Below are 21,962 nucleotides of genomic sequence, written 5' to 3' on the forward strand. Positions count from 1 at the left end.
CCCGAAGGGGCCGTCGGCGGTGGGCTCGGCTGCGGATGGGCTGGGCTCGGACGCGCTCACCCCGCGATAGTACGCACCGGGAGGCACCCCCCGGCACGCACCCTCAGCGGATGAGGCCGGTGCGGAGCCCGATGGCGACGGCCTGGGCCCGGTCCGCGGCACCGACCTTGCGGAACAGCCGGCGCGCGTGGGTCTTGACCGTGTCCTCGCTGAGGAAGAGGTCGGCCCCGATCTGGGCGTTGGAACGGCCGTTGCTCATGCCGGTGAGCACCTCGAGCTCGCGCTTGGTCAGCTCGAGGCCGTTCGGGGCGGTGGTGCGCAGCGGCAGGACGGGCGCGAGGCCCTCCGCACGCGGCCCCTCGGCCGACCCGGTGGGCGCGGCCACGGGCCCGCCCTGTCGGGGCACGACGGTCCCCGAGAGGCTGTGTGCGGCGACGGCCGCGAGCTCGGAACGATCGACGTCGGGGGCGAGGTAGCCCCGGGCGCCGAGGGCGATCGCCCGGTCGAGGGTGATCTCGTCACCGGGCACGGCGAGCATGATGACGACTGCCGAGGCCCCGAGGGTCCTCAGGCGACGCAGGGCCTCGATCGGGCCGGCGCCGGGCAGGTGGGAGTCGAGCAGCACGAGGGCCGGAGCGCTCTTGCGGGCGAGGGCGAGGAGCTCCTCGGCCGTCGCGGCGCCCCGGGCGGGACCGAGGGTGGGTACGCCGTGCGCGGCGGCGACGATCCGCTCACGGACGGCGGAGGACCCATGGCATACGACGACCCCTGCCATGATCTCCCTCTCTGTCGGTCCGGCGGGGCGAGGGCTGCGCCGCGACAGGGTCGCGGGCGGCCACGGGCCCCGGGCACGGAAGAACTCCGTGCCCCAGAGTCATCGGCTCGGGAGCCCCGGAACGTTAGCCCCTGTGACGGGTGAACCCCGTCAGCAGGGCACGGCCGCCGCCCGGCAGTCCGTCGCACCACCACCGAGGGGTCAGCGGACGACGGCGAGGATCTCGTGGAGGGCGCCGGTGAGGGTCCGGACCCGGTGCACGTCGGCCCCCGCGGGGAGGGCGATCCGTCCCGCACCCTCGAGGTGCACGAAGACCGGCATCTCGGACCGCGAGCCGGTCCGCGTGGCGAGACCGGCCCCGGCCTCGACCGCCGCGCTCACCGCCTCGACGCTCGGTCCGGCGGTGGTCCCGTCCTCGTCGGCGTGGATGTGCAGCAGGACGGCCTCGGGCCGCACCTGCGCGATCGCCTCGGTGACGGCCTCGGGGCGGCCCACCGACAGCACGCGGGCGCGGACGCCGTGCTCCTGCAGGGCCGTGGCCAGCACATGGACGAGGAGCTCGGCACCGGGGACGCACCCGACGGCCAGGATCGTCGGCCCGGCGGCGTCGGCGCCGAGCGGGGTCCGGGAGGCCGTGACGGCCGCCCGGCTGCGCAGCTCGGCGTAGGCGGCCGAGGTGAGCGCCGGCCCCGCACTCTCCCCGGGGCCCGCGACGGCGACCTCGTCCTCGAGGGCGTCGAGGGCCGGCTGGACGAGCTGGGTCCACCACGCGACGACGTCGCCGGGGTGCACGCGGGCGAGCATCCAGCGCACCGCCGCGTTGTCGAAGTGCACGGCTGCCGCGACCAGGCCCGGAGGGTCCGGGGCCATCGGGCCCGCGTCGGCGAAGGCGTCCACGACTGCCGCCGCCCGGGGCTCCCCGGACGCCCCGGGTGCGCCGTCGACGCCGGTCGGCTGCGACTCGAGCGCCGTCCGTGCCGCATCCGACGGGGCCACACCCTCGAGGGTGAGCCGACGCATCACCAGGAGCCGCGACACGTCGGAGGAGGAGTACCGACGGTGCGACCCGGCGAGGTGCTGCGACGGGCCGAGGCCGTAGCGCCGGTCCCAGGTGCGCAGGGTGGCGGGGGCGACGCCCAGGCGCCGGGCGACCGCCGCGACCGTGAGCGAGGGACCTGGGGCTGAGGAGTCCGTGGCCGTTCCCTTCGTGGGGAGGGTGGGGGTGGCGGGCCGGGGTCCGCCCGGGCCACCCGAGGGTTCGTGACGTCCTGCTGCAGCGGCCATGAAGCGATTGTGCCCAGCACCTGACGCGCTCCGCCACTCAGCCTCGGGGAACCACCCGGCCAGGCACGCCGATGAACCACATCGCTGGTGTTCGACGACCAAGCAACCGCGTCAGGTCGAAGAACTACGAGCAAGGGGCTTGACCAACTTCTGAAGCGGTTCTAAGTTAGTCGTACTGCACGGCCCGCCGGCCCACGCCGAGCGATCCGCCGATCCACAGAATGACCCTGGAGGAACCATGACGGAGATCTCGCGCCTGCCCGGACCGGTGATGGACCTGTGGGAGTGGCAGTACGAGGGCAAGTGCCGCGACGCCGACCCCACCCTGTTCTTCCACCCCGAGGGCGAGCGAGGCTCGGCGCGTCGTCGCCGCGCCGAGTCGGCCAAGGCGATCTGCGCGACCTGCCCCGTGCTCAACGAGTGCCGTGAGCAGTCGCTCACGGTCCGCGAGCCGTACGGCGTCTGGGGCGGCCTCTCCGAGGAGGAGCGCGCCGCCGTCCTCTCCGAGCGTCTCCGCAAGGCCGGCTGACCACCGGCCTCTCAGCCCTTCCGCAGGGCGATCACGTCGGACTCCCCGACGACCAGGCCCCGTCCGATCCCGGACGGGGCCTCGTCGTGCGTCGGCCGAGACCCCTCCCCGGACGTGGATCGGGCCGCCACGCCATGGGACGATTCTGTCCGCCAACGGGCGGACGACGGGAGCACACGTGACGAACGACGACCTGGCGGTCCTGGAGGGGCGCGGGTTGCCGCGCTGGCGCCTCGCCCTGGCCGGGCACGTCGAGTCGAGCCGCGTGCAGCGCTTCGTGGTCGCCGTGATCCTGGTGAACGCCGTCCTGCTCGGCCTCGAGACCGACGCGAGGGTCATGGCCTCGGTCGGCGGAGCCGTCCGCCTGCTCGACACGCTCTGCCTCGCGGTGTTCGTGGTCGAGCTCGTCCTGAAGATGCTCGCCTACGGGACGTCCTTCTGGCGCAGCGGGTGGCGGGTCTTCGACTTCGTCGTCGTCGGGATCGCCCTGGTCCCGGGGGCGGGCCCCTGGGCGGTCCTGCGATCCCTGCGCGTGCTGCGGGTGCTGCGCCTGCTGACCGTCGTGCCGTCCTTGCGCAAGGTCGTCGCGGCCTTCCTGCACGCGATCCCCGGGCTGCTCGGCGTCACGGCCGTCATGGCGATCTTCTTCTACACGGCGTCCGTCCTGGCCACGCAGCTCTTCGGGGAGACCTTCCCGCAGTGGTTCGGCGGGATCGGCGCGAGCCTCTACTCGCTGTTCCAGATCATGACCCTCGAGAGCTGGTCGATGGGCATCGTCCGGCCCGTGATGGAGGTGCACCCCTACGCGTGGGCCTTCTTCGTCCCGTTCATCATGATCGCGACCTTCACCATCCTCAACCTGTTCATCGGCATCATCGTCTCGACGATGCAGGAGCTCGCGACGGGGCCGGAGCCAGTCCCCGAGCACGGGCCTGGCACAGAGACCGCTGCGGCGACGGTGTCGCCCGCGGCACCAGCCGTCCCAGCGACCCTGCCCGCCCTCCCGCGGCCTGCTGCCACGCAGGACGACGCGGCCGCGGAGACCCTCGCCCTCATCACCAGGCTCGAGGACGACCTCCGCCTGCTCCGTGCGCGGGTCGAGCCGACGGCGGCCCCCGCCACCGGCCCGACCGTGCGCACCGACCACGCGGCCCCCGGGAACGACGAAGCCCCGGCCCCCGGCGTGAACCGGTGACCGGGGCTCCCAGGCTCCCGAGGGGACCTCAGGCGGTGACGACCGCCAGGATGTCGCGGGCCGAGAGGATGAGGTACTCCTCGCCGGCGTACTTGACCTCGGTGCCGCCGTACTTGCTGTAGATGACCTTGTCACCCACGGTGACGTCGAGCGGCACACGGTTGCCGTTGTCGTCGACGCGACCGGGACCGACAGCCAGGACCTCGCCCTCCTGGGGCTTCTCCTTGGCTGTGTCCGGGATGACCAGACCGGATGCCGTCGTCTGCTCTGCCTCGAGCGTACGGACGACGACCCGGTCCTCGAGCGGCTTGATGGAGACCGACACAGCGGACCTCCCCTTCGCAATCGTGGTGACGGATGGTGGACGTGCGCCGGTCACAGGGCCTGGACCGCCCGTCGTCGCGGGTGCCGGCCAGCCCGACCGTGTGACCGGTCAGTGCTGGCACCCTCCGAGGAGGAGTGCCAGCACTGAATCTAGGCTGCCGTTAGCACTCGGTCAACACGAGTGCCAGCGATCGGCCGCGATCCCCCGCCACGTGCGAGGATCGACCGCGTGGATGCCGCCGGTCTGACCCAGCTCCTGAGCCCTGACGGCTGGGCTCTGCTCGGCGCGCTGCCGCCCTACGACGAGTCCCGGGCGATGGTCCTCTCCGACCGGCTGCGCCGCGACGGGGTGAACCCGGACCTCGTCTCGGCCGCCCTGACCCAGTCCCGCCTGCGCGCGAAGGCGAAGGACAAGTTCGACGACTTCGCGGACGGCATGCTCTTCACCCAGGCGGGCCTCGAGCAGTCCACCCGCCTGGTCGTCGGCGCCCGGCACGCGCGCCGCTACGCCGCCGCCGGCTGCACCCGGGTCGCCGACCTCACCTGCGGGATCGGCGGGGACGCCATGGCGATGTCGGCCCTGGGCCTGCCCGTGCTGGCGGTCGAGGTCGACGAGATGACGGCAGCGATCGCCACGGTCAACCTGCGCCACTTCCCCGAGGCCGTCGTCCGCCACGGGGACGGCCTCGCCCTCGACCTCGCCGCCGAGGGGATCGACGGCGTCTTCTCCGACCCCGCCCGCCGCAGCGCGAGCGGGCGCCGGCGCCACGACCCCGCCGCCTACACCCCGTCCCTCGACACCGTGCTCGCCCTGCGCGAGACCACTCCCGCCCTGGGCGTCAAGGTCGGCCCGGCCATCCCCCACGCGGCCGTCCCCGAGGACGCCGAGGCCCAGTGGGTCAGCGTCGACGGAGAGGTGGTCGAGGCCGGACTGTGGTTCGGCCCCCTCGCCCCCGACGGACCGGGGCGCAGCGCCCTGGTGCTGCGCGGAGCCGCAGCCACGATGCTGCGCGCCCCCGAGGGTGAGCTCCCGGTGGCCGAGGTGGGTCCGGTGGGCGCCTACCTGCACGAGCCTGACGGCGCGGTCATCCGGTCCGGGCTCGTCTCACTGGTCGCCCAGGAGGTGCAGGGCCGGCTGCTGGACCGCACGATTGCCTACGTGACCTCGGACACCCTCGCCACGAGCGACCTCGCCACGAGCTACCGCGTGCTGGACGTGATGCCCTTCGGGCTCAAGCGGTTGCGCACGGCCCTGCGCGAGCGGGGCGTCGGGCGGCTGACGATCAAGAAGCGGGGCACCGCCGTCGTGCCCGAGCAGCTGCGCAAGCAGCTCGACCTGCGGGGGGACGCCGAGGCGACCGTGGTGCTGACCCGGATCGCCGGGAGCCAGCAGGTCCTCGTGGTGGAGCCGGTCTGATGGAGATCCCCTTCGCCCGCTCGGAGCGCTCCACGATCGGGATCGAGTGGGAGCTCGCCCTCGTGGACAGCGACTCGGGGGACCTGCGTCAGGTCGCCCAGACCGTGCTCGACGCCGTGGCCCCCCCGCAGGGCGGCGAGCACCCGACGATCCGCCAGGAGCTGCTGCTCAACACTGTCGAGATCGTCACGGGGGTGTGCCGCACCGTCGGCGAGGCCACCGCGGACCTCCAGCGCAGCATCGACGAGCTGCGGGCCGTGACGGACCCGCTCCGGGTCGAGCTCATGTGCGCCGGCACCCACCCCTTCGCCCGCTGGACCCAGCAGAAGGTCACCGACAAGGCTCGGTACGCGACGCTCATCGACCGCACCCAGTGGTGGGGCCGTCAGATGCTCATCTACGGCGTGCACGTGCACGTCGGCATCGAGGACAAGGCCAAGGTGCTGCCGATCCTGCGGGCCGTGCTCACCTGCTTCCCGCAGCTCCAGTCCCTCTCGGCCTCCTCACCCTTCTGGGGTGGCAAGGACACCGGCTACGCCTCGAACCGCGCCCTGATGTTCCAGCAGCTCCCGACGGCGGGGCTGCCCTTCCAGTTCGACACCTGGGAGCAGCTCGAGTCCTACACGGCGGACATGATCCACACCGGCGTGATCGACCAGTTCGACGAGATCCGCTGGGACCTGCGCCCCTCCCCCCGCTTCGGCACCCTCGAGATGAGGATCTGCGACGGCGCGTCCAACATGGCCGAGGTCGCTGCCTTCGCGGCCCTCATCCACTGCCTGGTCGAGCACTTCTCGACGATGATCGACGAGGGCGAGCCGCTGCCCGCCCTGCAGCCGTGGTTCGCCCAGGAGAACAAGTGGCGCTCGGCCCGCTACGGCATGGACGCGATCGTCATCCTCGACGCGGCGGGGCGCGAGGAGCTCGTGACCGACTCGGTCGAGCGGCTGCTCACCGACCTCGCTCCGACCGCCGCCAGGCTCGGGTGCACCGCCGAGCTCGACGGGGTGCGCACGATCCTGCGCCGCGGCGCCTCCTACCAGCGCCAGCGAGCCGTAGCCCGACGCAACGGGGGCGAGCTCGACGCCGTCGTCGCCTCCTTGGTCGCCGAGATGCGCGCCGGCAGGCCTCTCTAGCTCCCGGTCCCTCGTGGCGGTGCGGGTGGACCAGGCGCCGGTAGTTGGCAATGCCGAGTACCGGGTATAGCCTCGATCCATGGCCCGGGATCCGCAGCTGCTCAAGGGCGTGCTGCCCATGCTGGTGCTGCGGATCCTCGCCCGTCAGGAGTCCTACGGCTACGAGCTCGTGACCCGGCTCCAGGCCGCAGGCCTCCAGGACATCGCCGCCGGCACCGTCTACCCGATCCTGTCCCGGCTCGAGCGCGAAGGGCTCATCACCTCACGCCTCGTGCCCTCGACGAGCGGCCCCGCCCGGAAGTACTACCTGCTCACCGCCGCGGGCGAGGACCACCTCGAGAACGCCGTCGCCGGGTGGCACACCCTGAGCGCCACGGTCACGCAGGTGCTCGAGCGGCCACCGACCGCGGCCCGGGTGACCGCAGCCCCTCCGACCGACACGACCAGGGACCAGCCATGACCACACCCCTCGAGCGACGCCAGGACCGTGTGCGGCGCGAGTGGTACCTCCTGCGCTTCGACATGGCCATGCAGGGGTACCCCTCGGCCGCGCGCAAGGCGCTCCATGACGAGCTGCGCGCCGAGATCGAGGCAGCCACCGCCGACGTCGGGCCCAGCCGCGCCCTGCCCCAGCTCGGCTCACCCCGCGGCCTGGCCGACGCCTACTACGCCGAGCTCGGCCGCCCCTGCCCGCGCCCTCTCGACGGCGCCGTGGTCGCGGCGCTGGTCGGGTTCGCCATCGCGTTGTCGTGGCTCAGCTACGCCCTGGGCTCGATCGACACCCTCGGCGTCCAGGGCGGCGGGACGGCCGAGCTCAGCTTCCTCGCCGTCGAGCTCACCACCCGCGGCGGGCCGGGCGGCATGGGCCTCGAGAGCAGCTTCTCCTGGCCGAGCCTGATGCTCCTCATGACCGTCCTCGCCGGCGCCTTCGCCCTCGGCTCGCGATCGTGGCGAGCCCTCCCGACCTTCCACCCGCGACCCCACGAGGAGCACCCATGACGACGAGTCCGACCGCCCCGGCCCCGGCCCCCAAGCCGCGCCGCGCCTCAGCCTGACCGACCGCGCCCGACGCGAGGCCTACCTGACACGGGTCAGCTGGGCCATGCAGGACTACCCGAGCAAGGCCTTCACGGGCATCAAGCGCGAGCTGCGCGCCGAGCTCACCGCGGCCGCGGCCGACGTGGGGATGCGGCAGGCCACCGCCGACCTGGGGCACCCCCGGGTGCTCGCCGAGGGGTACACGGCCGAGCTCGGCCGTCGGCTGCCCCGCTACGCCACCGGGGCCGCAGCCGCCGTCCTGGCCCTCGGCGCCCTGGTGTACCTCGCGGGTGCCTACGCCATGGGAACCCTCGACGCGATCGAGGCCATGGGCGGCGGGACCCTCACCACGCACCCGCTCGGAGCCGTGACGACCTTCACGCACACCGCGACCGAGCTCTCGGTCCAGACCTCCATGAGCTGGCAGGGGGCACTGCTGCACGGGGCGACCGCAGCCGTGGCCTTCGTGCTCGGCTCGCGCCTGTGGCGCCTGCTCGGCTGAGGTGCCCGGGGCGCGCCGACGACCCGGTGCGGGCCCCGTGGGTCAGACCGTGACCTGGGTGAGCGGCATCGAGGAGTCGACCGCGAGATCGAGGGGGGAGGCCGGCAGCCCTCGCCGGACCACCGCCGCCCCGAGCGCGGCGATCATCGCGCCGTTGTCCGTGCAGTAGCGGATCGGGGGGATGCGGACCGTGATCCCCGCCTCGGCGCAGCGTCGGGTCGCCAGCTCCCGGAGCTGGGAGTTGGCCGAGAACCCACCACCGATCACCAGGGTGTCGACCTCGTGGCGGCGGCAGGCCGCGATGGTCTTGGCGGTGAGCACGTCGGCCACGGCCGCCGCGAACGAGGCGGCGACGTCGTGGAGCGGGATCTCCTGCCCAGCGTCCTGACGGGCCTCGACCCAGCGCGCGACCGCCGTCTTGAGCCCCGAGAAGGAGAAGTCGTCCGCGTGCCGGGCCTGGTCCTTGGCGGCCGTGAGGCCCCGCGGGAAGCGGATCGCCCCGGGGTCACCCTCCCGCGCGAGGCGATCGATGTGCGGTCCGCCCGGGTAGGGCAGACCCAGCAGCCGGCCCACCTTGTCGAAGGCCTCCCCCGCGGCGTCGTCGAGGGTGTGGCCGAGCTCGGTCACGTCGGTCGCGACGTCGTCCACGAGCAGCAACGAGGAGTGCCCTCCCGAGACGACCAGCGCCATGACCCGCTCGGGGAAGAGGCCGTGGACCATCTCGTCCACCGCGGCGTGACCGATCACGTGGTTCACCCCGTGCAGGGGGACCCCCAGGCCGACCGCGAGCGCCTTCGCCGCCGCGGCCCCGACGGTGAGCGGCCCCACGAGGCCGGGCCCTGCCGTGACGGCGACGGCCCCGACCTGCCCCAGGTCGACGTCGGCCTCGCCCAGGGCGCGCTGGATGGTGGGCACCATGGCCTCGAGGTGGGCCCGCGAGGCGATCTCGGGGATGATCCCGCCGAACCGGGCGTGCTCGTCGACCGAGCTCGCGACGGCGTCGACCAGCAGCTCGGTGCGGTCGTCGTGGATGCGGGCCAGGGCGACCCCGGTCTCGTCGCACGAGGTCTCGATCCCCAGGACCAGGGAGGCGTCAGGCATGGGACCAGCCTATTCGCCAGGCCCGGGGGTCGATGACCCCTCGACCACGCCGCGCCACGGGACCGGCGGCTGCTCAGGCTCGGCCTGCAGCGCGAGCTCCATCGTGAGGGCGTCGACGTCCTCGGGCTGGTAGTAGCGCCGACGGCGACCGATCGTGCGGAAGCCGGCCCGCTCGTACAGGCCGATCGCCGGGGCGTTGTCGACCCGGACCTCGAGCAGCACCGCCCGGGCACCGAGCTCCCGGGCCCGGTCGAGGAGGGCGTCCAGCAGGAGGCGACCCAGGCCACGCCCCTGCTGGGCCGGGGCGACGCCGATGGTCATCACCTGACCCACCTCGCCGTCGAACCAGAGCCCGGCATAGGCCGCGAGGGCCGGTGAGGGCCGGGCCCCGACAGGCCCTGGCGCCCCGGGACCCTCCGCGTCGAGGCCCACGTACCAGCGCCCCGGACCGTCGAGCTCCTCCCGCACCATGGCCGCCGACCAGGCCGAGGGGCCGAACAGCTCGCGCTCGAGACGCACCACCTCGGCGACGTCCGCCGGGAGCAGCAGGCGCAGCGCCGGGGCGGGGGGGCGCTGCGTCATCCGCTGACCCGCTTGCGCCCGGCCGAGGGCGTGACGTCGGGGCGACGCAGGTACAAGGGCTCGGTGGGCATCGACTCGCCACGCTCGGCGCGACGCAGCGCCAGGACCGCCAGCACGGCCGGGTCCACGACGACCTCGGGGTCGCCCGCGAGGTGCTCGGGGTGCAGGGCCGCCCCCGCCCCGACGACCGTCGCGCCCTGGGCCGCGCCGCGCTCCTGGAGGGCCACCGCGGAGTCGACCAGCGGCCCGTCGAGGGCCACGACCTCGGGCAGCTCACCACGGGGCGTGGCCGGGTCGCGACGCCGGTACCGGGCCGCGTAGAGCTCGCGCCGTCGCGCGTCGGTCACCACGAGCACCTCGGCGGCCGCGTCCAGGTCGGTCAGGGCCTGGGCCGCGACCGCCTCGAGGCTGCACACCCCGTGCACGGGCACGCCGAGGGCGAGGGCGAGGGTCCGCGCGGTCACCAGCCCCGCGCGCAGCCCCGTGAAGGGGGCGGGACCGGTGCCGACCACCACGGCGGTGAGGTCGCGCCGGTCGACCTCCGCCTCGCCCAGCACCTCCTCGATCATCGGCGCGAGGAGCTCGGCGTGCCGACGCTGCTCGACGACCCGACGTGAGGCGAGGGTCCCGAGGGTCGAGGCGAGCCACGGGCCGGGCCGCGGGTCGGCGACCAGGCTCACGCAGATGTCGGCCGAGGTGTCCAGGGCGAGCAGCGGCACGGTCTCATCCTCCCGTCGGGAGCTCGACGTCGGCCCACCGGGGGCCGACGGCACGGACACGGACCCGGCGGGTGCCGGCGTCAGCGGTCGCGAGGTCCTCCTCGGAGAGCCCGGCGCCACCGTGGGGCCGGTCGATGACCAGCTCGAGCCGGTCCTCGGCGAGCACCTCGGCCAGCCCTTCCCCCCACTCGACGACGGTCACCGAGTCCTCGAGGCTGGTGTCGAGGTCGAGGGCGTCGAGCTCCTCGAGGGAGCCCAGCCGGTAGGCGTCGACGTGGACGAGGGCGGGGCCGCCGACCTGCGAGGGGTGCACGCGCGCGATGACGAAGGTCGGCGAGGCCACCTGCCCGCGCACCTCGAGCCCTTCCCCGATCCCCTGGGTCAGGGTCGTCTTCCCCGCCCCCAGGGGTCCGGTCAGCACCACCAGGTCACCCGCGGCCAGGACGGTCGCCAGGCTCCGACCCCAGGCCCGGGCCGAGGCGGCGTCGGGCAGCTCGACCTCGTGCACGGCGCTCACCCTGCCACCCCTGCCGAGCCGACATGGACCCGGGGCAGGCGGGTGCCGACCCGGGTGACCACCTCGTAGGAGATCGTGCCCACCACCTCGGCCCAGTCCTGCGCGGTCGGGCCGCCGTCGGCCCCGGTGCCGAAGAGCTCGACGGTCTGCCCCGCCTGCTCGGTGGCGCCGGGCCCCAGGTCGAGGACGAACTGGTCCATGCACACCCGGCCGGCGATCCCGAGACGCCGCCCCGAGACCTGCACGGGCGCCCCTCGGCGTTCGGCCGTGCCCGAGGCGTGCCGAGGGATGCCGTCGGCGTACCCGATCGGCACGAGCCCGAGGGTCGTGGGCCCGCTCGTCACGTGCTCGTGGCCGTAGGAGACCCCGTGCCCGGCAGGCACCTGCTTCACCAGGGCGAGCTCGGCCTCGAGCCGCATCGCCGGGGTCAGCCCGTAGTCGGCGGAGGTACCGAGCTCAGGCACCGGGGAGAGGCCGAAGACCGCCAGCCCCGGGCGGACGAGGTCGTAGTGCACGGACGGGTTGGTCAGGGTCGCTGCCGAGTTGGCGAGGTGGCGCACCTCGAGCTGCGCGCCCCGGCGCTCGGCGAGGGCCACCGCCTCGGCGAAGACCTCCGCCTGCGCGAGGACGGTCGGGTGGTCCGGGGCGTCGGCCCAGGCGAAGTGCGACCAGATCCCGACCACCGCGCACGCTCCCTCGGCCTGAGCCCGCAGGGCCGTGCCGAGCAGGGCGTCGAGCTCGTCGGGCATGACGCCGTTGCGGCCCAGCCCGGTGTCGACCTTGATGTGCACGCGAGCGGTGCGGCCGGTGCTGCGTACCGCGGCGAGCAGCTCGTCGAGGGCCCACGCGGCCGAGACCGAGACGTCGATCCCCGCCAGGAGAGCCTGGTCGAGGGCAGCCCCGGGGGCGTAGAGCCAGGTCAGGAGCGGCGCCCCGATCCCCGCAGCCCGCAGGGCGAGGGCCTCGTCGACCTGGGCCGCGCCGAGCCAGGTCGCGCCACCGGCCAGGGCCGCCCGGGCGCTCGGCACCAGCCCGTGCCCGTAGGCGTCGGCCTTGACCACGGCCATCACCGCGGCCGGACCGGCACGGTCCGCGAGGGCGGTCACGTTGGAGCTGATCGCGTCGAGGTCGACGACGGCGCGGGCGGGGTAGGTCACGGCGCCCAGTCTTCCATCCCGCGGCGCCCTCCCGGGTGCCACCCCACGGTCACGGGACCAGGACGTGACGGGTCGCGCGCCCGCGGCCCCGGGAGATCAGCTCGGCGTTCGGCTCGTCGGTCCCGAGCACCCAGGCGAGGGCCGCCTCGGGGCTGCGGCCGTGGGCGACGTGCCGGGCCACGAGGCGCTCGCGGCGCGTGGCGGGGTCCAGGTCGAGGTACCAGCACTCGTCGAGCAGCGGGGCGACGCGAGCCCACGCCCCCTCGTCCTGCAGCAGGTAGTTGCCCTCGACGACCACGAGCGGCACCTCCGCCTCGACCGCGATCGCCCCCGCGACGGGCTCCTCGCGGTGCCTGTCGAAGCGCGGGGCGTAGACCGTCTCCCCCGTCGCACCGAGCCCGGGCCGCTGGTCGGCCAGGCGCCCCAGGAGGGCCACGAACCCCGGGGCGTCGAAGGTGTCCGGGGCACCCTTGCGCCCGGCCCGACCGAGCCGTTCGAGCTCGGCCTGGGCCAGGTGGAAGCCGTCCATGGGCACGAGGGCCGCCAGCCCGTCGAGGTCGGCCACGAGCTGCGCCGCCAGGGTCGACTTGCCCACCCCGGGCGGGCCGGCGAGCCCGAGCAGCCGACGGCGTCCCGGGACCGCGAGCCCCGCCGCGAGCGCCAGGAGATCAGCGGCCACCGAGGACCGCCGCCACGGTCGCGGGCAGGGCCTCGGCCACGGCACCTGCGGTCACCGGCCCGCCCCCGCTCGCCCGCTCCGCAGCCCTGCCGTGGACGAGGGCCGCGGCAGCCGCGCACCGGGCGACCAGCGCGGGCTCGTCCACCAGGTCCGCGGCCCGCCCGGCGAGCAGCGCACCGAGGGTCCCGGCGAGGACGTCACCGGCTCCCGCTGTCGCGAGCCAGGCCGGGGCCTCGGCCTGGCTCAGGACCCCCGAGGCACCGACGACGACGGTGGTCGCGCCCTTGAGGAGCACCGTCGCCCCGGTGCGGCGATGGACCTCGGCGGCCCACCGGACCGGCTCGGCCTCGACCTGCTCCCTGGCGACTGCGACCCCGCGCGCCACCAGGAGGGCTGCGAGCTCGCCGGCGTGCGGGGTCAGCACCACGAGCGGATCGAGCTGCTCGGGCAGCAGGGAGAGCCCTCCGGCGTCGACCACCACCGGGAGCCGCTGCACCAGGGCCTGGGCCAGGGCGACCCGGGCCCGCCCCGACTGCTCGTCCTCGGCGGACAGCCCGGGGCCCAGCACCCAGGCCTGGACGTGGACCTCGGCCGTCGAGGAGGCGACGACCTCAGGATGGGCCGCCACCACGGCCGTGGTCACTGCCTCGGGCCCCACGTGGCGCACCATCCCGCAGCCCGCGCCCTGGGCTCCGGCCACCGTGAGGACAGCGGCCCCCGGGTAGGCCGAGGTGCCGGCGACCACACCGACCACGCCGCGGCTGTACTTGTGGTCCGACCCCCGCGGCACGGGCCAGAGCCGGCGCACGTCCCCGACCTCGAGCCGCTGGACCGGACCACGGCTCACCTGGTCCGCGAGCACGGGCTCCAGGCCGAGGTCGACCACCTCGAGCCGACCGACCAGGGCGGTGGCCGGGGGCAGCAGCAACCCGGCCTTGACGGCCCCGAAGCACACGGTCCGGTCAGCCCGCAGCACGGGTCCCGGCAGACCGCCGTCCTCGACGCCGATGCCGCTCGGGACGTCGACCGCGATGACCCTGGGCCGGCCGGCGTCGGTGCCCGGGCCCTGGCCCTGCGGGTCGACGTCGCGGCAGAGCTCGTCGAGCCCCCCCACCAGCTCGGCGGCCGCACCCCGCAGCCCGCCCCGGCCCCCGATGCCGAGCAGGCCGTCCAGGACGACGTCGGCCGCGAAGGCCTGGGCCAGGGCCTCACCGGCCCAGGTGCGGTCGCCCGGGGCCCCGGGGTCCAGGGTCAGGAGCCGACCGCCGGCCGCGCGGACCGCGGCCAGCCCGGCCTCGTGGACCGAGGCCGAGGTCAGGACGGCCGTGACGCCCACCCCCCGGGCCGCGAGCAGGGCCAGGGCGTGCAGGGTGTCCCCGCCGTTGTTGCCCGGACCCACGAGACCGACCACGGTCGCGCCGACCACGGTGCCGCTGCCGGTGCCGTCCTGCCCCCGGGGCCGCCCGGCTCTGAGGGGGCGGACGGGGCGCCTCGCCCGCAGGGTGCGCAGCTCCTGGACCGCGGCCAGGGCGAGGGCCGTCGCGGCGCGGTGCATCAGCCCTCCGGCGAAGCCGCGCTCGACGGCGAGCAGGGGGGCCTCGGCGGCGCGGACCTGGTCAGCGGTGAAGGCCTCGATCACCACCCCATCCTGCCCCGTCCCGCGCCGTCCTGCGCCGTGCTGGGCCGTGCTCGGCCGTCCGGGGCCGTGCTGGGCAGTCCTGGGCGCCGCTGACCCCGTGCCGCCCTGCGGCGGGCAGCGCCGGCCGGTAGCGTGCGGGCATGCGCTTCGGACTCTTCATCCCGCAGGGCTGGCGGATGGACCTCGTCGGCATCGACCCCGCCCAGCAGTGGGCCACCATGCACGGCCTCGCCGAGCACGCCGACGCCGGCACCGCGTGGGAGTCGATCTGGGTCTACGACCACTTCCACACCGTGCCCGAGCCGACCCTCGAGGCCACCCACGAGGCGTGGACCCTCATGGCGGCCTTCGCGGCCTCGACCTCGCGGGTGCGCCTCGGCCAGATGTGCACGTGCATGGCCTACCGCAACCCCGCCTACCTCGCCAAGGTCGCGGCGACCGTCGACCTGGTGAGCGGTGGGCGCACCGAGATGGGCATCGGCGCCGGCTGGTACGAGCACGAGTGGCTCGCCTACGGCTACGGCTTCCCGAGCGCGGGGGACCGACTCCGCGCCCTCGAGGAAGGCGTGGAGATCATGAAGCAGGCCTGGGAGAAGGGTGAGGCGACCCTGGACGGCCGGTACTACCAGGTGGACGGCGCCCGCGTGCACCCGCAGCCCCTTCAGCCGGGTGGGATCCCCTTCTGGATCGCGGGGGGCGGGGAGCGCAAGACCCTGCGGATCGCCGCGCAGTACGCCCGGTACACCAACTTCGACGGCACCCCCGAAGGATTCGCCCACAAGTCCTCGGTCCTCGAGGGCCACTGCCGCGACCTGGGTCGCGACATGGACGAGATCACGCGCTCGGCCAACTACAACGTCGTGATCGGCCGCGACCAGGCCGAGGTCGACGAGCGTCTGGCCTGGATCGGCGAGCACTACCGCCGTTCGGTCCCGGCCAAGGCCGACGAGACCCTCGAGCAGTTCCGCACGGGTCCGCTGGTCGGCACCCCGGAGCAGATCGTCGAGAAGCTCACCGAGCTGCGCGGCCTGGGCATGACCTACGCGATCACGTACTTCGCCGAGGCCGCCTACGACCGCTCGGGCATCGAGCTCTTCGAGCGCGAGGTGGTCCCGGCCCTGCAGGGCTGAGGCCGACGGCTCAGGCGGGGTCCCGCTCAGCCACCACGACCGCCGAGGCGATCCCGGCGTCGTGGGACAGCGAGATGTGGAACCGGTCGATGCCGAGGTCCGCAGCACGTCGAGCGACCGTGCCACGGATCTCGACCACGGGCGGTCCGCCGACCACCCGCAGCACGGTCGCGTCGTGCCAGCTCATGGTGCCGGGCGCCCCGAGGGCCTTGGCCATCGCCTCCTTCGCGGCGAACCGCGCCGCGAGGGAGGTCGGCGGGACGTCCCGCTCTGCCGGGGTGAAGAGCTTCTCGATCATCCGGGGCGCCCTGTCGAGGGTCGCGAGGAAGCGCGCGACGTCGACCACGTCGATGCCGACCCCGACGATCACCGGCTCACTCGACCGTGACGGACTTCGCCAGGTTCCGCGGCTGGTCGACGTCGAGCCCCTTGGCCGTCGCGAGCTCGCAGGCGAAGATCTGCAGGGGCACCACCGAGACCAGCGGGGCGAGCAGCACCGGGGTCTGCGGGACGAAGAAGACCTCGTCCGCGAAGGGCAGCACGGCCTCGTCCCCCTCCTCGGCGATGACGAGGGTGCGGGCACCGCGGGCACGGATCTCCTGGATGTTGGAGATCACCTTGCTGTGCAGCGAGTGCCTACCCCGGGGGGAGGGCACGACGACGAAGACCGGCTGGCCCTCCTCGATGAGCGCGATGGGCCCGTGCTTGAGCTCCCCCGCCGCGAACCCCTCGGCGTGGATGTAGGCGAGCTCCTTGAGCTTGAGTGCGCCCTCCATCGCCACCGGGAAGCCGACGTGACGACCGAGGAAGAGCACCGAGGTCGCCTCGGCCATCGAGCGGGCGGTCTCCCGGACCTGCTCGGCTGCGTCGAGGACCTGCTGGATCTTCTCCGGGATGGCGCGCAGCGCGGCGAAGGACTCGGCGATCTCGTCGGGGAACTTGGTGCCGCGGAGCTGGGCGAGGTACAGGCCCAGCAGGTAGCTCGCGGTGATCTGCGCGAGGAACGCCTTGGTCGAGGCGACCGCGACCTCCGGCCCCGCGTGGGTGTACAGCACCGCGTCGGACTCGCGCGGGATCGTCGACCCGTGGGTGTTCACGATCGCCAGGACGGTCGCCCCCTGCTCGCGCGCGTGCCGCACGGCCATGAGGGTGTCCATGGTCTCCCCGGACTGCGAGACCGCGACGACGAGGGTCTTGGCGTCGACGACCGGGTCCCGGTAGCGGAACTCGTGGGCGAGCTCGACCTCGACCGGGATCCGGCACCAGTGCTCGATCGCGTACTTCGCGACCTGGCCCGCGTAGGCGGCCGTCCCGCAGGCGACCACGATGATCTTGTCGACCTGGCGCAGCACGGCCTCGTCGACGCGAAGGTCGTCCAGGACCAGGCGACCCTCGAGGTCCGTGCGCCCCAGGAGGGTGTCCGCGACCGCTTGGGGCTGGTCGTGGATCTCCTTGTCCATGAAGGAGGCGAAGCCACCCTTCTCGGCGGCGGCGGCATCCCAGTCGACCGTGAACCGACGAGGCTCGACCACGACGCCGTCGAAGCCGATCACGCTCACGCTGCCGGGCGTGAGGGTCACGACCTGGTCCTGGCCGAGCTCCATCGCCTCGCGGGTGTGGGCGATGAAGGCGGCGACGTCCGAACCGAGGAAGTTCTCCCCCTCCCCCAGGCCGACGACGAGGGGGGAGTCGTGCCGGGCCCCGACGACGGTGTCCGGCACGTCGGCGTGCACCGCCAGGAGGGTGAAGGTGCCCTCGAGCCGCTGGGCCACGGTGCGCAGCGACTCGGTGAGGTCGCCGGTGGCGCGGTACGCCGCGCCGACCAGGTGGGCGACCACCTCGGTGTCGGTCTCCGAGACCAGGACGACCCCAGCGCCCTCGAGCTCGGCGCGGAGCTGGACGAAGTTCTCGACGATCCCGTTGTGGATGACAGCGAGACGGCCGTCCTCCGACAGGTGCGGGTGGGCGTTGACGTCGTTCGGGGCACCGTGGGTGGCCCACCGGGTGTGACCGATCGAGGCGGTCCCCTCCGGCAGGGGCTCCGCCTCGAGGAGGGCTGTGAGGTTGGCCAGCTTGCCGGCCTTCTTGGCCGTCGCGAGGTCAGCACCTCCCAACGTGACGACCGCGACCCCCGCCGAGTCGTAGCCCCGGTACTCGAGCCGGGCGAGCCCGCCCATGGCCACCTCGAGCGGACGTCCGCTCGGCTGCTGGGCACCGACGTACCCCACGATTCCGCACATGGGCGGGAGTCTAGTGCGCCCCGGGGCAGGTCCGTGGCCAGCTGCGCCAGGTTCGCGGAGGGGGCGTCCCAGGCGGCAGACTGCTCGGGTGGCCCCAGACATCGCCCCGTCGACCCCGTACGTGGACCTCGACCGTGCGGCCTGGAGCCGGCTGTCCTCCTCGACCCCGCTGCCCCTGACCGGGGCGGACGTCGCTCGCCTGCGCGGCCTCGGCGACCCGATCGACCTGGCCGAGGTCGACGCCGTCTACCGTCCCCTGTCGCGGCTGCTCAACCTGTACGCCAACGCCACGGGCGCCCTGCACACGGCCTCCTCGACCTTCCTCGGCGAGGCCGCGGCGCGGACCCCGTACGTCATCGGGGTCGCGGGGTCGGTCGCCGTGGGCAAGTCGACCACGGCCCGGGTGCTGCGCGAGCTGCTGGCTCGCTGGCCCGAGACCCCTCGGGTCGCCCTGATCACCACCGACGGGTTCCTGCACCCCAACGCCGAGCTGGTCCGCCGCGGGATCATGCACCGCAAGGGGTTCCCCGAGTCCTACGACCGGAGGGGTCTGCTGCGCTTCCTCGCCGCGGTGAAGGCCGGGCGCTCTGAGGTCCGTGCCCCGGTCTACTCGCACCTGACCTACGACATCGTGCCCGACGAGCAGGTCGTGATCCGCAGGCCCGACGTCCTGATCGTCGAGGGGCTCAACGTGCTCCAGCCCGCCCGTCCCACCGCGGTCGGCGGCTCGAGCCTCGCGGTGAGCGACTTCTTCGACTTCTCGATCTACGTCGACGCCCGGACCTCTGACGCGCGCCAGTGGTACGTCGACCGGTTCCTCTCCCTGCGGGCGACGGCCTTCGCCCAGCCCGAGTCCTACTTCCACCGCTTCGCGGAGCTGGACGACCACCAGGCCATCGACCGAGCCGAGGAGATCTGGGACTCGATCAACGCCCCCAACCTCGAGCAGAACATCCTGCCGACCCGGGGCCGCGCGACCCTGGTCCTGCGCAAGGGGGCCGACCACGCCGTCGAGCGGGTGCGGCTGCGCAAGCTCTAGGCCCGTCCGCGGGCCTGTCCGCCCCGGTGTGTCCGCGCCGGCCCGTCCGCGCGGACCCGTCCGCCGCCCCCGTGAGACGGGCCCTCTAGACGCGGCTGGACTCGTGGAGCGGGCGCGGCGGCGTCCCGGGGACGGCGTCGGCCGCGGTGCGTGGCCCCCGGCCTCGCACCAGACGCCGCAGCAGCGCATCGAGCACCAGCCCGAGCAGCAGGCCACCCAGCACGCCGACCACCACCGCAAGCACCGGGTGGTCCGCGAACCAGACCCCTGCGCCCACGCCCAGCAGCACCGAGTACACCGACCACGAGATCCCCGCGAGGGCGGCCAGCCCCGTGAACCGCCGCCGCGGGTAGCCGACCGAGCCGGCGGTCAGGTTGACCGCCACCCGGCCCACCGGGACGTACCGGGCCGCGAGGATGAACGCGGCACCTCGGTGCGCCAGGGCGCGCTCGGCCCGGTCGACCATGCGCTGGGCGCGGGGCGAGGCGAGCAGCCGCATGCGTCGCACCGGGATGTGCCTGCCGATCGAGAACGCCAGCAGGTCCCCGGAGAAGGCCCCGGCCGCCGCGACGGCAGCGACGAGCCAGAGCGCGGGCTCCCCCGTGCTGACCGCGAGCGCCGCGAGGGCGATCACCGCCGACTCGCTCGGGACGGGCGGGAAGATCCCGTCGACGACGGTGAGGAGGTAGAGCACGACGAGGGCCCAGGGCGCCCCGGCCAGGGCCACGAGCCAGTCCTCGAGCACGGTCACGCACCTCCCGGGTGTCGACGCCTGGCCATGCTGGCAGGCCCAGATGTCCACGCTAGGACCAGAAGGTGACAGTTCGGTATGGGTTATCCCCCCGAGTCGACCCTGAGTCCGGGCCCGCCGACCTCAGGCGAGCGGGAAGCCGAGCTCCTGGGCGGCGCGCTCAGGGGTCGGGTCGGCCCAGCGCAGCGCATGGTCCGGCCCGGTCAGGGAGCGCATCTCGGCCTGGTCGACGTAGAGCCGGCCGCCGAGGTGGTCGGTCTCGTGCTGCACGATCCGCGCGGGCCACCCGTGCACCAGCTCGTCCAGGGGGTGGCCGTGCTCGTCGCTGCCGGTCAGGTGGACCGTGCGCCAGCGCGAGGTCACGGCCTGCCACCCGTGCACGCTCAGGCAGCCCTCGTAGAAGGCGACCCTCTCGGTGCCGTGCGGGGTGTAGGCCGGGTTGACCAGCACACGGAACGGCAGCGGCTCGCGCTCCCGGGCCCGGGCGTGCTCGTCGTCGACCGGCCAGCCGTCCTCGAGCACGGCGACGGCGAGGCTCAGCCCCACCTGCGGGGCGGCGAGGCCGACGCCGGGCGCCTCGCGCATCGTGCGCCGCATGGCGGCGAGGAGGAAGGACAGCCGCGCGTCGTCGAGCTGGCCGTCGTACCGGGCGGCCGGACGCCGCAGGACGGGATCCCCCGCCTGGACGATCGGGAGCGGACCGTCGACCTCGAGCAGGGCGTCCACCTGGTCCAGCAGGGCGCGGTGCGCGCTCACAGGGCGAGGCGGGCCTGGACGACCTCGGCGAGCCGCCCGGCCATGCGGTCGGCGACCTCCTGCTCGGCGGCCTCGACCATGACCCGCACGACCGGCTCGGTGCCCGACGGGCGGAGCAGCACACGCCCCTCGCGGCCGAGCTCGGCCTCGGCGGCGGCAACAGCCGCGAGGACCCCCTCGTCCGCGCCGGCACGCGTCCGGTCCACCCCGGAGACGTTCACGAGCACCTGGGGCAGGCGCGGCACCTGGGCGGCGAGGTCGGCGAGGGAACGTCCCGTCGCAGCCACCCGAGAGGCGAGCTGCAGGGCCGTGAGGGTCCCGTCACCCGTGGTCGAGTGACGCGCGAGGATGAGGTGACCGGACTGCTCGCCGCCCAGGGTGAAGCCTCCCGAGCGCATCTCCTCGAGCACGTACCGGTCCCCGACCCCGGTCTGCACGGTCCGCACCCCCGCGTCCGCCATCGCGAGCTGGAGGCCCAGGTTGCTCATCACCGTGGTCACCAGCGTGTCGTGGGCGAGCTCTCCCCGCTCACGCAGCGCGACCGCGAGGATGCCCATGATCTGGTCGCCGTCGACGAGGTGGCCCTCCCCGTCGACCGCGAGGCAGCGGTCTGCGTCCCCGTCCAGCGCGACACCGAGGTGGGCCTGGGCGGCGACCACCGCCGCCTGGAGCTGCTCGGGGTGGGTCGAGCCGCACTTCTCGTTGATGTTGCGCCCGTCGGGCGAGGCGTTGATCACCACGACGTCCGCACCGGCGGCGCGCAGGGCCGCCGGGGCGACCTCGCTCGCGGCACCGTTGGCGGCGTCGATGACGATCCGCAGCGCGTCGAGGCCGGCCGGGATCGTCGAGACGAGGTGCTCGACGTACTGCTCGCCCGCCGCGCCCACGTCCTGGGTGATGCGGCCGACGGCGGCCCCCGTCGGCCGCTCCCAGGGCTCGCGCATGCGGGCCTCGATCGCGTCCTCGACGTCGTCGGGGAGCTTGTGGCCACCTCGGGCGAAGAACTTGATGCCGTTGTCGGGCATGGGGTTGTGCGAGGCCGAGAGCATGACGCCCAGGTCGACCTCGCGCGTGCCGGTCAGGTGGGCGACCCCTGGGGTCGGGATGACCCCCAGGTTGACCACGTCGACCCCGGCGCTCGCCAGCCCTGCCGCCACGGCGGCCGACAGGAACTCCCCCGAGGCGCGGGGGTCACGGCCGATCACCGCTCGCGGCCGGTGCCCCGCGAAGGCCCCCGAGGCTGCCAGCACGTGAGCAGCCGCGACCGAGAGGTCGAGCGCGAGCTCGGCCGTCACGTCGCGGTTCGCGACCCCGCGCACCCCGTCGGTTCCGAACAACCGCCCCATCGCCAACCTCCTCGTCGTGCCCGGCCCTACACCTGCACCGCCCCCTGGCGGGCGCACAGATGCCGACGGCCCCGATGGTGTCCATCGGGGCCGTCGGCGCGCTGGA

24 protein-coding genes are annotated in these 21,962 nt (G+C 74.3%); 9 read left to right on the forward strand and 15 right to left on the reverse strand.

What is annotated here, in order from left to right:
• Positions 1–103: 103 nt before the first annotated feature.
• Positions 104–775: a LuxR C-terminal-related transcriptional regulator gene (locus J4G33_RS10810; RefSeq protein WP_208055984.1), complete on the reverse strand. Its 672-nt coding sequence runs from the start codon at positions 773–775 to the stop codon at positions 104–106.
• Positions 776–976: 201 nt separating this feature from the next.
• On the reverse strand, positions 977–2,059 hold the full coding sequence (locus J4G33_RS10815) for a MerR family transcriptional regulator (RefSeq protein WP_208055985.1): 1,083 nt from the start codon (positions 2,057–2,059) through the stop codon (positions 977–979).
• Positions 2,060–2,297: 238 nt separating this feature from the next.
• Here J4G33_RS10815 and J4G33_RS10820 point away from each other — a divergent pair, with 238 nt between their 5' ends.
• On the forward strand, positions 2,298–2,588 hold the full coding sequence (locus J4G33_RS10820; RefSeq protein ID WP_208055986.1) for a WhiB family transcriptional regulator: 291 nt from the start codon (positions 2,298–2,300) through the stop codon (positions 2,586–2,588).
• Between the two features lie 178 nt (positions 2,589–2,766).
• Complete coding sequence (locus J4G33_RS10825; RefSeq protein WP_208055987.1) at positions 2,767–3,783, forward strand: ion transporter; 1,017 nt, start codon at positions 2,767–2,769, stop codon at positions 3,781–3,783.
• Between the two features lie 28 nt (positions 3,784–3,811).
• Here the strand turns inward: J4G33_RS10825 and groES are convergent, their stop codons facing one another.
• Positions 3,812–4,108, reverse strand: coding sequence for a co-chaperone GroES (gene groES / locus J4G33_RS10830; protein WP_208055988.1), 297 nt, complete (start codon positions 4,106–4,108; stop codon positions 3,812–3,814).
• Positions 4,109–4,336: 228 nt separating this feature from the next.
• Here groES and J4G33_RS10835 point away from each other — a divergent pair, with 228 nt between their 5' ends.
• From J4G33_RS10835 to J4G33_RS10855, 5 genes are all read left to right on the forward strand, one after another.
• Entirely contained in the window at positions 4,337–5,524 is a 1,188-nt protein-coding gene (locus tag J4G33_RS10835) for a class I SAM-dependent methyltransferase (RefSeq protein ID WP_208055989.1), read from the forward strand.
• Positions 5,524–6,660 carry a glutamate--cysteine ligase gene (locus J4G33_RS10840; RefSeq protein WP_208055990.1) on the forward strand — a complete coding sequence of 379 codons (1,137 nt, stop codon included), beginning with the start codon at positions 5,524–5,526 and terminating at the stop codon, positions 6,658–6,660. Before J4G33_RS10835 ends, J4G33_RS10840 begins: the two co-directional genes overlap by 1 nt.
• A 79-nt stretch (positions 6,661–6,739) precedes the next feature.
• Positions 6,740–7,120: a PadR family transcriptional regulator gene (locus J4G33_RS10845; protein ID WP_208055991.1), complete on the forward strand. Its 381-nt coding sequence runs from the start codon at positions 6,740–6,742 to the stop codon at positions 7,118–7,120.
• The gene (locus J4G33_RS10850) at positions 7,117–7,659 is read left to right on the forward strand and encodes a hypothetical protein (RefSeq protein ID WP_208055992.1); all 543 of its coding nucleotides are present in this window, start codon (positions 7,117–7,119) and stop codon (positions 7,657–7,659) included. Before J4G33_RS10845 ends, J4G33_RS10850 begins: the two co-directional genes overlap by 4 nt.
• 103 nt (positions 7,660–7,762) lie before the next feature.
• Positions 7,763–8,200: a hypothetical protein gene (locus J4G33_RS10855; RefSeq protein ID WP_208055993.1), complete on the forward strand. Its 438-nt coding sequence runs from the start codon at positions 7,763–7,765 to the stop codon at positions 8,198–8,200.
• A 42-nt stretch (positions 8,201–8,242) separates the two neighbouring features.
• On the opposite strand, the gene tsaD is transcribed toward J4G33_RS10855, so the two are convergent.
• Genes tsaD through J4G33_RS10890 form a run of 7 tightly spaced genes read right to left on the reverse strand, consistent with a single transcriptional unit; the run spans position 8,243 to position 14,594 of the window.
• On the reverse strand, positions 8,243–9,301 hold the full coding sequence (gene tsaD, locus J4G33_RS10860; protein ID WP_208055994.1) for a tRNA (adenosine(37)-N6)-threonylcarbamoyltransferase complex transferase subunit TsaD: 1,059 nt from the start codon (positions 9,299–9,301) through the stop codon (positions 8,243–8,245).
• A 9-nt stretch (positions 9,302–9,310) separates the two neighbouring features.
• Positions 9,311–9,883: a ribosomal protein S18-alanine N-acetyltransferase gene (gene rimI / locus J4G33_RS10865; RefSeq protein ID WP_208055995.1), complete on the reverse strand. Its 573-nt coding sequence runs from the start codon at positions 9,881–9,883 to the stop codon at positions 9,311–9,313.
• Complete coding sequence (gene tsaB / locus J4G33_RS10870; RefSeq protein ID WP_208055996.1) at positions 9,880–10,602, reverse strand: tRNA (adenosine(37)-N6)-threonylcarbamoyltransferase complex dimerization subunit type 1 TsaB; 723 nt, start codon at positions 10,600–10,602, stop codon at positions 9,880–9,882. The genes rimI and tsaB overlap by 4 nt, the downstream gene beginning before the upstream one ends.
• A 4-nt stretch (positions 10,603–10,606) precedes the next feature.
• The gene (gene tsaE / locus J4G33_RS10875; RefSeq protein ID WP_208055997.1) at positions 10,607–11,119 is read right to left on the reverse strand and encodes a tRNA (adenosine(37)-N6)-threonylcarbamoyltransferase complex ATPase subunit type 1 TsaE; all 513 of its coding nucleotides are present in this window, start codon (positions 11,117–11,119) and stop codon (positions 10,607–10,609) included.
• Entirely contained in the window at positions 11,116–12,276 is a 1,161-nt protein-coding gene (gene alr, locus J4G33_RS10880; protein WP_208055998.1) for an alanine racemase, read from the reverse strand. The genes tsaE and alr overlap by 4 nt, the downstream gene beginning before the upstream one ends.
• A 49-nt stretch (positions 12,277–12,325) precedes the next feature.
• Entirely contained in the window at positions 12,326–12,955 is a 630-nt protein-coding gene (locus tag J4G33_RS10885) for a nucleoside/nucleotide kinase family protein (protein WP_307793855.1), read from the reverse strand.
• Complete coding sequence (locus tag J4G33_RS10890; protein WP_208056000.1) at positions 12,945–14,594, reverse strand: bifunctional ADP-dependent NAD(P)H-hydrate dehydratase/NAD(P)H-hydrate epimerase; 1,650 nt, start codon at positions 14,592–14,594, stop codon at positions 12,945–12,947. Before J4G33_RS10890 ends, J4G33_RS10885 begins: the two co-directional genes overlap by 11 nt.
• Before the next feature lie 140 nt (positions 14,595–14,734).
• Between J4G33_RS10890 and J4G33_RS10895 the strand changes: the two genes are divergently transcribed.
• Positions 14,735–15,724, forward strand: a complete 990-nt coding sequence (locus J4G33_RS10895) for an LLM class F420-dependent oxidoreductase (protein WP_208056001.1) — start codon at positions 14,735–14,737, stop codon at positions 15,722–15,724.
• A 10-nt stretch (positions 15,725–15,734) separates the two neighbouring features.
• Here J4G33_RS10895 and J4G33_RS10900 read toward each other — a convergent pair whose 3' ends face one another.
• The gene (locus J4G33_RS10900; protein WP_208056002.1) at positions 15,735–16,094 is read right to left on the reverse strand and encodes a holo-ACP synthase; all 360 of its coding nucleotides are present in this window, start codon (positions 16,092–16,094) and stop codon (positions 15,735–15,737) included.
• 4 nt (positions 16,095–16,098) lie between these two features.
• Positions 16,099–17,964, reverse strand: coding sequence for a glutamine--fructose-6-phosphate transaminase (isomerizing) (gene glmS / locus J4G33_RS10905; RefSeq protein ID WP_208056003.1), 1,866 nt, complete (start codon positions 17,962–17,964; stop codon positions 16,099–16,101).
• Positions 17,965–18,052: 88 nt separating this feature from the next.
• Here glmS and coaA point away from each other — a divergent pair, with 88 nt between their 5' ends.
• Positions 18,053–19,003, forward strand: coding sequence for a type I pantothenate kinase (gene coaA / locus J4G33_RS10910; RefSeq protein WP_307793856.1), 951 nt, complete (start codon positions 18,053–18,055; stop codon positions 19,001–19,003).
• Positions 19,004–19,088: 85 nt separating this feature from the next.
• Here the strand turns inward: coaA and J4G33_RS10915 are convergent, their stop codons facing one another.
• The 3 genes from J4G33_RS10915 to glmM form a co-directional block, all read right to left on the reverse strand.
• Positions 19,089–19,754, reverse strand: a complete 666-nt coding sequence (locus J4G33_RS10915; protein ID WP_307793857.1) for a DedA family protein — start codon at positions 19,752–19,754, stop codon at positions 19,089–19,091.
• A gap of 123 nt (positions 19,755–19,877) precedes the next feature.
• Positions 19,878–20,510: a peptide deformylase gene (locus J4G33_RS10920; protein WP_208056005.1), complete on the reverse strand. Its 633-nt coding sequence runs from the start codon at positions 20,508–20,510 to the stop codon at positions 19,878–19,880.
• Complete coding sequence (gene glmM, locus J4G33_RS10925; RefSeq protein WP_208056006.1) at positions 20,507–21,856, reverse strand: phosphoglucosamine mutase; 1,350 nt, start codon at positions 21,854–21,856, stop codon at positions 20,507–20,509. The genes J4G33_RS10920 and glmM overlap by 4 nt, the downstream gene beginning before the upstream one ends.
• Positions 21,857–21,962: the final 106 nt, after the last annotated feature.

It is taken from the genome of Actinotalea soli, assembly GCF_017565425.1.
GTDB classification, from domain to species: domain Bacteria; phylum Actinomycetota; class Actinomycetes; order Actinomycetales; family Cellulomonadaceae; genus Actinotalea; species Actinotalea soli.